The 11,289-nt window shown below is 43.7% G+C and carries 12 protein-coding genes; 8 read left to right on the top strand and 4 right to left on the bottom strand.

Features of this window, described 5'->3' with window-relative positions; genetic code table 11:
* Nucleotides 1–532 precede the first annotated feature (532 nt).
* Entirely contained in the window at nt 533–1,000 is a 468-nt protein-coding gene (locus EGT51_RS10280; protein ID WP_135368618.1) for a hypothetical protein, read from the top strand.
* A gap of 44 nt (nt 1,001–1,044) precedes the next feature.
* A complete protein-coding gene (locus EGT51_RS10275; protein ID WP_135368617.1) occupies nt 1,045–1,512 on the top strand; it encodes a hypothetical protein in 468 nt (155 codons plus the stop codon).
* Between the two features lie 220 nt (nt 1,513–1,732).
* On the opposite strand, the gene EGT51_RS10270 is transcribed toward EGT51_RS10275, so the two are convergent.
* Complete coding sequence (locus EGT51_RS10270; RefSeq protein ID WP_135368616.1) at nt 1,733–3,034, bottom strand: IS1380 family transposase; 1,302 nt, start codon at nt 3,032–3,034, stop codon at nt 1,733–1,735.
* Between the two features lie 566 nt (nt 3,035–3,600).
* On the opposite strand from EGT51_RS10270, the gene EGT51_RS10265 reads away from it, so the two are divergent.
* The gene (locus EGT51_RS10265; protein ID WP_135368615.1) at nt 3,601–4,776 is read left to right on the top strand and encodes a CAP domain-containing protein; all 1,176 of its coding nucleotides are present in this window, start codon (nt 3,601–3,603) and stop codon (nt 4,774–4,776) included.
* A 409-nt stretch (nt 4,777–5,185) separates the two neighbouring features.
* On the opposite strand, the gene EGT51_RS13160 is transcribed toward EGT51_RS10265, so the two are convergent.
* From EGT51_RS13160 to EGT51_RS10255, 3 genes are all read right to left on the bottom strand, one after another.
* On the bottom strand, nt 5,186–5,356 hold the full coding sequence (locus EGT51_RS13160) for a transposase domain-containing protein (protein WP_318531311.1): 171 nt from the start codon (nt 5,354–5,356) through the stop codon (nt 5,186–5,188).
* Complete coding sequence (locus tag EGT51_RS13155; protein ID WP_318531312.1) at nt 5,353–5,523, bottom strand: IS66 family transposase; 171 nt, start codon at nt 5,521–5,523, stop codon at nt 5,353–5,355. The genes EGT51_RS13160 and EGT51_RS13155 overlap by 4 nt, the downstream gene beginning before the upstream one ends.
* A 214-nt stretch (nt 5,524–5,737) precedes the next feature.
* Nucleotides 5,738–6,289, bottom strand: a complete 552-nt coding sequence (locus tag EGT51_RS10255; protein WP_135368614.1) for a cysteine hydrolase family protein — start codon at nt 6,287–6,289, stop codon at nt 5,738–5,740.
* 412 nt (nt 6,290–6,701) lie between these two features.
* On the opposite strand from EGT51_RS10255, the gene EGT51_RS10250 reads away from it, so the two are divergent.
* The 5 genes from EGT51_RS10250 (at nt 6,702) to EGT51_RS10230 (ending at nt 11,285) form a co-directional block, all read left to right on the top strand.
* Nucleotides 6,702–7,604 (top strand): D-alanyl-D-alanine carboxypeptidase, encoded by a 903-nt coding sequence (locus EGT51_RS10250; RefSeq protein ID WP_225428718.1) that lies wholly within the window; start codon nt 6,702–6,704, stop codon nt 7,602–7,604.
* A 191-nt stretch (nt 7,605–7,795) separates the two neighbouring features.
* Complete coding sequence (locus tag EGT51_RS10245) at nt 7,796–8,113, top strand: PadR family transcriptional regulator (protein ID WP_135368613.1); 318 nt, start codon at nt 7,796–7,798, stop codon at nt 8,111–8,113.
* Nucleotides 8,106–8,741: a DUF1700 domain-containing protein gene (locus EGT51_RS10240; protein WP_135368612.1), complete on the top strand. Its 636-nt coding sequence runs from the start codon at nt 8,106–8,108 to the stop codon at nt 8,739–8,741. The genes EGT51_RS10245 and EGT51_RS10240 overlap by 8 nt, the downstream gene beginning before the upstream one ends.
* Nucleotides 8,738–9,697: a DUF4097 family beta strand repeat-containing protein gene (locus EGT51_RS10235; RefSeq protein WP_135368611.1), complete on the top strand. Its 960-nt coding sequence runs from the start codon at nt 8,738–8,740 to the stop codon at nt 9,695–9,697. The genes EGT51_RS10240 and EGT51_RS10235 overlap by 4 nt, the downstream gene beginning before the upstream one ends.
* A gap of 1,177 nt (nt 9,698–10,874) precedes the next feature.
* Nucleotides 10,875–11,285, top strand: coding sequence for a hypothetical protein (locus EGT51_RS10230; RefSeq protein WP_135368610.1), 411 nt, complete (start codon nt 10,875–10,877; stop codon nt 11,283–11,285).
* Nucleotides 11,286–11,289 lie beyond the last annotated feature (4 nt).

Below are 11,289 nucleotides of genomic sequence, written 5' to 3'. Positions count from 1 at the left end.
ACTATACCAGAGCTGAGGCTCTTTTTCTGCACTTAAAAGGTGAAAACGTAAAATTCCCATCAAGCACTTGAATCATGTGTTTGATGGGGATTTTGGAGTTTCTGGTGAATAATTCAGGATATTGATTAACAATTTATATTGACTAATTGTAGTCAATCATAAATGTTCGAATTGCTGAATCAATTTGTTTATGATGTGGTATAATTTCATTTGTATAATATTTCTTCTAAAATATTAACATACTTTATTTAAGCGAAGCGTTTTATGGCGTTAAATTAGACACTGTATTACCTCGTATCTAACGCTTTTACTTATTAGGGAATAGTTATTAGATGAAGTGTAACTACTTTACATAGAGCTTCTAGATGACTTATTTCATCGTTTGCCCTCACAAGTATCATCAGACTAAGTATCAGTTCATTTGTTGTTACCCTGGTGTTACGTAGGTATTAGGGAATCTTGCTCGGGGGTATTTGAATGAATTCGGGGTTAGGGGGATGGTTTATGGAATCGGTTATTTTTAAGTGAATTAATGAAAGAAGGAGCGGGTTATGAAAAAGTTTTATTATCACTACTAGTGGCAGCAACCTTTGGTTTGGTTGGTGGAACAACGGCCAGTGCGTCGGCTTGGCATCATAGGAGTTATCCTAAAGTGGTTCGTGGATATTGGCATATGCCTGTAAATAAATATGGGACAACAGTGCAGTACCACTACACTAAGAAAGGCCAAGATAGCGAATTATATGCTAAGGCCAACGGAAAATGGCGACACGGTTGGTATAACTCTGTTAATATCTACGCCGGTTCAGTTCGTTATAAGGTGATTGGGCATCACAAGTACTACTTCAAGGCAACTAAGAAAGAGAATAATAAATGGTACAAAGGTGCCGATCGGATGATTCTTACCAGAAAGAGTCATCGTAAACTGACAATGAAACTGCACTATAAAGGCCAAAATAAATGGTATAAACAGACTTACTATGCCGGAAAAGTCAAATAAATATGATTATCGAACGATAAAGCTGTAAACGGAGGAATAAGAATATGAATAGCAAGAAAATCTATGTAAGTACCCTAACAGTATTAGCAATGGCAGGAGTTGCAGGAGTTGCAGCCGTCACACCAACAGCTAATGCGGCCACTAAACGTGCAGTTACTCCCAAATCCTTGCGTGGAACTTGGCAACAACGAACTAAAAAGAATGGGGTTTCAAAGATTAAGATTACCAAGTATACCTTCAGTGTAGCCGACTACAAGAAAGGCAAGAAAGAGGGTAGTTGGATGGTCGGCGACAAGAAAAAGAAAGGTTCTAAGAATCCATTCAACGGACTCCCGCTCTACGTCAAGAAAGATAAAAAGGGTTATACATTTATTGGTAGAGATGCAAGGGGCCAAATCTGGCATCTTAAGCGGGTTACTCACAAGAAGCGGCAAGCCTTGCGTGATGACGGATGGGCCTATAAATCATTCGGTGAGAAGCCAGTTGTGTCCTATTATTATCGCGTGAAATAGAGCAAGTTCAGAGGGAATTTATCTGAAATATTCATCAACGTGGATTTGGCCAAAAATGACGAGTTCTAAATCGATATTTTTCGATTTAGAACTCGTCATTTAGGTTTTGAAGTTATTATTAGGAATTCAAAGATGCATCCAGGTAATGGCGCACCACGTGGTGTTGCTTTTGAGCAGAGTTGTCCCTTGGCTTTACAGGTTGCCAATTTTCATCTGCCAGTTATCCCAGTCGATGTATGCGGTGTAAAGTGAACCAAAATAAGCGAATGAATGGATTATTATGGCTGAGGTGAACAATGGTCTTATGCGCATGAGTGGTGACGCGACCAGCGATATGTAAGAGAGAAAATCTAATAGTGGAAACGGTTTGGGTTCGCATAGACCTAAGGGGCACCAATTGTTTAAACAACAGTATAATCGTGTAGCTCAGTACAGCTAACCACATACGAACGTTATTGGCTTGAAACGAATGACTATTGGTCTTGTCGAAACCAAAACCTTCCTTGGCTTCTTTGATGAAATTCTCAGCGATTCCCCGCTTATGATAGGCCTTAAACAGTTCAATAATCGCCTGTTCTTCCAAGGTAGTCACTAAGAATTCGAAATGCCAAAATAAGTCTTCAACGGACCGCGTTGCCTTAACCACTATCCGTAAATTCCAGTCTTCAGACCAAGTATTGGCCCGATAATTCAGCGTAAAATAATGATCACAAAAATCATCTGGTCGCAGATTGCGAACACAGTCCTCCGCCAGATAAGTGAGCTTCGAGTTGGATTTTAATTTGATCAAGAATTTGGTTTTCGTGTTCAAACAGAGGCGATAGAGTTCAGGAGTAGCAAACCCACTGTCACCACGAATTAGTAGATTCATTCGTGGATTTAGCTGTTTAATAGCCGTAATGATTGGCGCGAGGAATTCAGTAGCGCCAGTCGATGTGTAGACGTTAGTAGGTCTCAGTTTAGCTCCCAAAAACATGCCAGTTAGGCCATCGAACGCCACCAGCGGGTGAAGGCCGGTCGCGGCGTAATGGGAATTGTAGGCCGAACCACTTCGCCGGCCAAAAGTGTCACAATGCGTAGAGTCCACGTCAAGTACCATATCAGATGGATTCTTCTGGGCCATCAAAAAACGATTAAGCTTCAAATTTATCTGACTGAAAACCTCTGTGATCTTCTCATCCAGACCATTGATAAGGCGAGAAATAGTCGGCTGAGAAGCCAAACGATCAACGTCTAGACAGCGCTTCAAGACGGGATCTTCAGCAAGATAGTCCGCCATCGAATCATTTTGATAACCCGCAATCTTTTGAAGCAAGAGCTGGGGTAGTATTTGTGAAAGACAATATTTTGCTCGTCGCTGTTTCGCTTCGGGAAAAAGGTGTTGGAGCATCGGTTTAAAGCCGATAGCGTTAAGGAAATCAGGTATCGCTAGCATGCCAGCATCATTTGAGAGCTGGGTACCATCATCACAGAAACAAATATTAGAATTGAAGTCTAAGCTGCGGTCGAGTATATTAGTCATTAGGAACTCCCCTTTGATTATTGTTTTGTGTGGTAACTTCACAATACCATTGTGGGGTTCTTTTTTTAGTTTTTTGGTTTCACCCAATGGGTGAAACCAAAAAAAGCTAGAATACCCAGTGATCACGGAAAAGATTGGGCATTCTAGCTATATTGATGAATAATTCAGGTAGTTGCTTTCAATACATTGTTTAACAACTTATAGTACCTTATTGAAATCAAACATATTTATTGGGTTTTTGAATATAATTGCTTACGGTGTGGTATAATTTTGTTTATATGATGTTATTCGGAAAATATTAACACAGTTGACTTTAACGATGAATATGTAAGAAAACAATTTCATGATCCCTAAAGGCCTCTGTTATCCCTTATTTGAGTATGAAAGATTTATTAAAGGAATGTGATTGGAGACTAGGCTGTTGAGTTCATACGCTGTGTATGGGGTAGTCATAGGCTTTTATATTGTGAGGTAGTATTTGAAAAACAACATACACGAAGGTTCAACTTAGTCAGTTATATAATTCACCTAATCAGGGGTGAAAATACTTAAAGGAGAAGGTCAATATGAACAAAAGACTGAAGAAATCGTTATTAGTTTCAGTTGCTGCATTATCGTTGGGAGTTGAATTTACTGTTGTAAATGAAACAGCCACAACAACAGTTATGGCTGCTAAGAAGTATAAGGTTGTTAAGACTAAGAAGCTGAAGAAGTATCGAGTCTCCTATAAACATAATGGTCCGGTTTATAGGAAAGCAAATCTTTCTAAGAAACGGACTACACTCAAGAAGATTAAGAAGGATAAGTTATATGTGACAAAGCAGGAAACAGTACGTAAGCACACTAAGAAAGGCAAGGCATATAATTCTCGTTATCTTTACGTGAAGGACATGAGTCATTCTAAGAAGAGTGGTTGGATTCACAATTCTAATTTGAAGAAATACAAGAAGAGTAGTAAGAAGTCACAGAAATTGAATTGGACTTATGAATCATTTGATAATGACTCATCAGAAAAGAATGTTAAGTCATATAGTTATTCTCAAGGTGTCCAAATGGCAAAACGAGATTTGATCAAGTTTATTGAAAATGAACGTGCTAAAGCTGGTGTTTCTCCTTGGATTCACGATTCAGGTGCTCAACAAGTTGCAGATATTCGAGCTCAACAAGTTGCTCAACTTAAAATGCAAAGTCATTATACAGATCCAGAAACTGGTAAAATTGTAACTTATCCAAATTCATCTTCTAAGATGCCAATGTTCAATAAAGTTGAAACAGATCTTGGTTTTCTCAATGATCCTTGGGATAATTCAATGTTGACTCATTCTGATGAATCGATTACTCAATTTGGTAGACTGACAAATGAACATAATAAGATTACTAAGGATTCTATTCAAAACTATTTAGATAGTGGTGCAGAAGGAATGATTACCTTTGATGGTGCAAGTAATAATGGTCATAAGAAACAATTATTAAGTTCAAGTTTAGTATACTATGGATTTGGTATGGCAACAACTAAAGATCAAGATGGAGATAATGTAACATATATCGTGATTATCTCATCAGCCGCACCTCTTACGAAAACAAATGCTTCAGATATTTCTTCTAATTCAACATCTTCTACAACTACAGCTGTAGATCCTAACGCTATCCCTCGTAGTCAAGATGATAAGAATTATGTTGGCTCTTCAGCACAAAAGGCTGACCAAGCCAAGGAAGCCCAATTAGTGACTACACAACAATAGTCTTCACTTCACGAGTTTTCATCCTATAGATTTAGTTTTATAGACTCACTCAGGAGAATTGCTCCAACTTCAGCGATTTCACTGTATAGAACTATCTGTCTATATAGTACTGTTAAGTAAACTCTAGTAGTATCTTAGATATGTTCACCCCTAAAATTCTAAGTTCCTTAGGTAAAAGATACATCCTGATTTGACTCAGGTGGGTATTAGAATACATGAAAAGTGGAGCAAAACCGTTTATTTTGGCGGTTTTGCTCCACTTTTTTATATAAAAACGCCTGTTGCTAATACTCTATGGTATGTCCAAATTTTGTAAGCACCCAATAACTGACCGTATTGAATTATAATTTAAAGAAATGGCCCGTCCTCGTTTTTTGAGGGCGGGTCATTTCTTCCATGCTCTAAGCGGCTATGGTAATTCTATCGCCGTTGCTAAGGCACGACTAAAATTCCATGGTAAATAAGCTTCCAGATCTTCCTTTTTTGGAAATTCTGGTAGCTGCGGAATCTTTTCTAAAAGATGTGTAATATAATCACGCGGATCAACATGATTAGCTTTGGCTGATTCAATCAGTGTCATCCAGATTGCTGTGCCTTAGCTCCAGCGGGACTGGTGCTGAAGGGCCAATTTTTTCGACCAATTACAAAACTCTTCATGTTACGCTCTGAGGCATTATTACTAAAATCTATCGAACCATAGTCGATGACTTTATTTAAGGCCGTTCGCTGATTTCGCGCATAAGTGATAGCCTTGCCCAGTCTACTTTTAGGCAGCTCATCGGCTCAATCAACGCTATCTAATACTGTTAAACAAGCCCATATTTTGCCAAAGAAAAGTGGTGTTAATTGCCACTTATTACTTCAGCTATTAGGGTTTTGTCCCAAACTCAATCATATCGTGTTGCGGCCGTCAATCATAGACGGTCAGTTATTAGGTGCTTACGTTCTTTTTGAATGAAGTTTAAATCAATTCCGCCCCCAGGCAAGTCTTGAAGTGGTTCAACGCCCAGGTGTGGCCGGCGGGGTCGAAACTGGCCACGGCGTCTTGGGGGATGATGAGGCGGTAGCCCAGATTGTAGGCATCCACGGCCGTGTGCAGCACACAGATGTCTGTGCAAACACCGGTGAGGATCAGGGTGTCCACGTGGCGTTCGCGTAGGCGTAAATCAAGGTCGGTGCCTGCAAAGGAACTGTAGCGGGTCTTATCAAATTGCCAGACGTCATCGGCGGACTGGTTGGCGGCGTACCACTCCTTGAGCGGCCCAAAGAGTTCCCGCCCCCAACTGCCGCGAACGTTGTGTTGTGGGAAAAGCTTGGTCTCGGGATGGTAAGGGTCGTTGGGCGTGTGGACGTCGGTTGGCAATAGAACCCAGCCGCCCTTTTCGTGAGTCTCCTCGGCTAATTTGACGATCTTAGGTGCCAAAGCTTGCCCCGGTTGTCCGCAGGTTAAGGCGCCCTGGTCCGCTACGAAATCATTGGTATAATCGATGATCAACAATGCTTGATTAGTCATGAAAATTCCCCCGTTTTCAGTCGTTTTCACTAGTATGCCGAAGCCGGGTGGGGAAGTCAACGGATTACGTTATTCGTTTTTTTAATAAAACTAACTGTGGTGTCGGGATGACCGGCGGGATTTGTTGTGGTAAAGCGTGAAGAAGTAAAGGTAACGGAGTCTTAACGGGTCTATAAGAATTGTAATACTAGTTAGTTTGTGAAGGCGTGGCCCCCTTGTAACGGCTGCTACTATCAGAAAATAATGGTTGTCAGACCTAATTAAGTTAGTGCGAAATAACCATCAATACACTACAATGATTGTACACAAGTAGTTTTGCGGGCGGTGGCTGTCTTTCCCATGGAGTGGATGTTAATCCATTTTAATTTGAGTTACAATTATTAGGTAGGAAATAGATTAGGGGGTAATGAGATTGTTTAAAATCAACAGGAGAGGTGCCATTTGGCTGATGTTGCTGGCTGTGGCTACGGGGATTGGTCTACTGCAATCGGGGACGCAAGCAAGCGCCAAAATAACCGCATCCTATCCATGGAAGTACGGGTTGAAGAAGAATTATTCCTGGAAGCAGCCCAAAGATGCCGCACCAGTCTATTACACCAAGGTCAAGAAGACGCAGAAGTCCGCGTACATTTGGAATAAGAAGTTCACTAAGAAAACTCACAATCTGAAGAACTTTCCTTACCACACTTGGTACGTTCAGCAATCCTTTAAACGCAACGGGAAGGTCTACTACAAAGTATACGGCGGCAAGGTATCTGGGTACGTTTGGCACGGCTACCTAACGCCAGCGATTTCCAGGGATTTGCCATCTTTCACTTCGAATAAGGCGTATGTCAAATACCTAAAGACGAACCCATCGCAGAAGCTATCGCGAGCGCTCTTAAAGTACTTTCCGAACGCGACGGTTGACCTGACGTTAACCAGACACGCTGCGGGTCAATACGTTAACAGCCAGGCCACGCCGTTGAAAGGCTACCAGGCTATGACACTGAAAGACTACCAGCACGTGATTGATTTAACCAAGTTACACTTTAAAGTGACCACGTCGCGGACGGTCACTGATACCTATGTTCAGGATGCGCTGATGGATCCGGTGTTGACCAGCAACGCGAAGAAGGCTAAGCAAGTCAACAAGATCTTAGTCAAAAACGGCTACACGCAAAAGAAAATTGCCAGCTTGATCAACCAAGGCTATAAGCTGGGCATTTACATGAATGATAATACTGGCGTCAGTGCGGCTAAGAGTGGCTATCCGTGGACGATCAATACAGCTTTCAATGTTCAAAACGATTATGGCCTGTGTTTGGCCAAATAAGTTAGCCGATGAGCAGCAAAATAAAGTCAAAATTTACAGTAGAATAGTTACCAGCAAGCGCCTCACGCCAACCCGTGAGGCGCTTTTCACATCTTCAACCATTTTTCACCTTGACAACCGCTACCCGCTATCGTATATTATTAGTGAATTGATATTATATGCGATATAGTATCGGAAAAGGAGGCAGTCACATGGCCATTCAGGTACCAACAGAGTTGTTAGACGGCAGTGTGCTGGGGCTACTGACGCGCGAAGACCATTACGGTTACACGCTGACCCAAGAAGTGCGGGCGCTGATTCCCATTTCCGAATCGACCCTGTACCCGGTCTTACGCCGATTGAAGAAAAATGGCTGGTTGGAGACCTACGACGAACCCTTTCAGGGCCGCAATCGCCGTTACTACCGGCTGACCGCCAGTGGCCGGGAGCGACTCGCGGAGATTCAAGCAGAGTGGCAAGACTTTAACCAGGCCATCACCAAGTTATTAGGGGGCAACCAAGATGAATGATTACATTCAGGCCGTGCAACGCTTACTCGGCCAGCTAACGACGGCGGAACAACAAGAAGTCGTCGAATACTATCGGGAATACTTATTGGACGCGGGCATCACGACCTACGAACAGGCCGTCGACGAGCTGGGCACCCCCCGGTCGTTGGCACGCAAGGTCCTGGCGGATTATTCTATCAAACTCACGGAACAAGACCAGGGCGACACCGCGCAATCACGGTCGTCCGTCCAGGCGACCAAGGCCAACGTGAAGACGGTCTGGCTGATCATCTTAGCGTTGTTGTCGACGCCGGTGACGATTCCGATTTTGATCGTAATTGGCGCGCTGTTCATCGCGTTTGCGGCGGTCGTATTCAGTCTGCTGGTTGCGGCGTTAGCTGTCTTTTTAAGTATCATCTTAGTCGGCGTCGCTGGCGTGGTCGTCGGTATCGCCACCATTTGGCAGGCGCCGTGGACCGGAATCTTTTACCTGGGCGTCGGCTTAGCGGCGTTAGGGGCAAGCTGGATTGGTTGGCTCCTGTTGAAATGGTTGGGGAGCAAGATTGCCTGGGCGTTAACCTGGGCGGCCAAGAAGATTTACAACCGCTTCATTCCACGGAGTCGGGCAGAACGGGGGCGTAAACAATGAAACGAACGACAAAAATTGCCATCATCTTACTGGTCCTGGGGGCCATTTTAATGGGTATCGGCTGGCTCAATCACGGCAACAAGGGCATCGCGTGGTCTAGTCAGGCGCGGCGCTTTGAGGTGATTCGCCACAGTACGACGAGTTATCAACCGGCGGCCTACGACAAGATCGTGATTGACGCGCACGCCCCGGTGACCATCGAAGCGGGAGAGACCAATCGCGTGCGAATCAGTCGCTTCGGCGATACCCAAGGACAATTGCGGACCAAGGTGGACCATGGCACGTTGACGGTTAGTGGTAGCAACGCGACCGAACACCTCAGCAATACCATCTTTGGCTTTAGCGACAGCGATTACCGGCAAGGCGTGCTGATCACCGTGCCACGCGATCAAAAGCTGGCGGCGGTTACCGTCAAACACGGCTGGTCCGTGTCAATGCAATCGCTGCGGACCAAACGCCTCGACGCGCATATCAGTGATGACCTGCATCTCTACGACGTCACGGTGGATCGTGATGTGGACGTGCAATCCAGCAACGGCGACGTGTGGGTCAACAATCTGCGCGCTCGGCAATTGACGCTGCGGGCCGAAAATGGCGACGTGGGCCTGAACAATAGCCGTTTGACCAGCCGGCACAACCAAGTGTCTGCGGCCAACGGCGACCTGCGGGTAACCAAGAACACCCTTGGTGGCGGTCGACTCCAAGCGGATGACGGGGATATCCACCTGTTGAACAACCGCCTGGACCGCCTGTTGACGGCCAAGACGGCTGATGGCGACATCACCGCTCACGTGGCACCGTCGGCCGGGGTCAAGGCCACGGTCAAGGATCCCGATATGGGTGACATCAAGGTCTTCGGCAAGGTCCACAACAGCGGTTACCAGCGCCATCCCAAGGCCGCTGCCCAGTATCGCTTGGCGTCAGCAGACGGGGATGTGACGGTCAGCGCGGAGTAGTGGGGGATCTTAGAAGATGAGTTGAGAAGGCGATTTCGTTGGGAGGCGAGGTCGCCTTTTTGAGTACGGTAGAAAAGCAGTCGTTGGCAGAATCTTTGCTTGTGATAAAGGCTGACTTGACGGGTAACCGCCAGCTTGAGACATTAACGTCAAGATTGCCCTTTGGTCGGCCACTTACGGTGACGGAGATTATATTTCAGACGATGCAATCATACACGTGGTGTAGTCCGTGCCTACTTGTATACAGTAAAGCGCGTGTACTTTCTGACTTGCGGTCGTTAGTTACAATGGCTTCGATAGCTATCAGATAACCGACGACACGTTATGTTCAGAAAAAATGTTATCCAACACAATGCCTAACGGCCACTTGATCGCGGTTGGAAAGGCTTTAGACGAAAGTCCTTTTTGCTAGATGTAATCATGGACAGATTTCCCATCTTGATTAAAATTTCACTAGTTTTAATCTGAATAACCGGGATGGCGGTGCTGATAGTTTTGTATATTTGAGATAAAAAGATGATTTCTATTCAGAACTGACCGCGCAGCAAGGCTAAACAATTGAGCTTGTTTTTAACGTAAACGTTTAATTATTTTTAAAAATACGTGGCCTGCTGATCAGTTTTGTAATGCAGCAGGAATCAGCTGATGTAGATGGAACGGCATAAAATCTGATTCGTGATAGTAAACGGGAAGTTCGTGATATTGAAGGAACTGCGAAGGAAACTTAACAATAAGCATTTTCCGTAAAAAAAGAACATTCAACTTGAAAATCAAGAGTATATAAGTCGGGTAATAAGGAAGAAGCAATGAGAAATGTGCACAAACAATTACATGAGTAACATTCAACAACAAGTTAATATTTACATGTTGAACATTCGCTTGATTAATACTATAATTTCTGTATTATATTAGAAATAATTTTATAATTGTTTTCAAACTGCCCTGAAGAGCCTATTTGGGTCGTTGGCTTTTGGCAATGAAGACGATAGCTAACCGCTTAAGATTCTGCGGGAAGAGCCTGAGTGCAGAATTTGTAGTGATAATCTAGGCCTGCAATATTAGTGGTCAACTTATTTAATGATTTGACAATGCTACAGCTAAAAAACGATGCCAATTAAGCGGCTCTGGTCGTGAAGAACGGCATGGTTTTGAGCTATAGACAATACGGGGGATTTTTATGACAGATTACAGTGAAGCGTATTCAAAGACTCTTGCGAATATTAACGGTCGAATGGAAGACCTACGTAAGACGTTGCTGTCTCTTCAAAATACATTAAATTTACCAAAGGTTCTTCGACCACAACTGCATCCTTACCTCTTCGACGACAAGTTGACCAGAAGTCAGGCATGTGATTTGTACATAGAGTCTCAAACGAAATTAGATTATTTATTTAAGTTACTGCTGTTTATCGAGCGCGACCAATATGGCGCATTAGCGGAAGGATTCACGGACTTTTTTGATAAACGGGATTTGTATTGGTGGCAGAGTGCTTTGAGCCTGCAGGGGAGTCCCCAATACTTAGAACATGAAATTATTGCGCCTGAATACTACGAACTGGCGCAAGAGCAAGCTGTAGCTGATTCTTGAGAGT

Source organism: Levilactobacillus suantsaiihabitans (assembly GCF_004745505.1).
GTDB classification, from domain to species: Bacteria; Bacillota; Bacilli; order Lactobacillales; family Lactobacillaceae; genus Levilactobacillus; species Levilactobacillus suantsaiihabitans.
The sequence above is the reverse complement of the archived record's forward strand: the minus strand, read 5'-3'. Positions and strand labels throughout refer to the sequence as shown.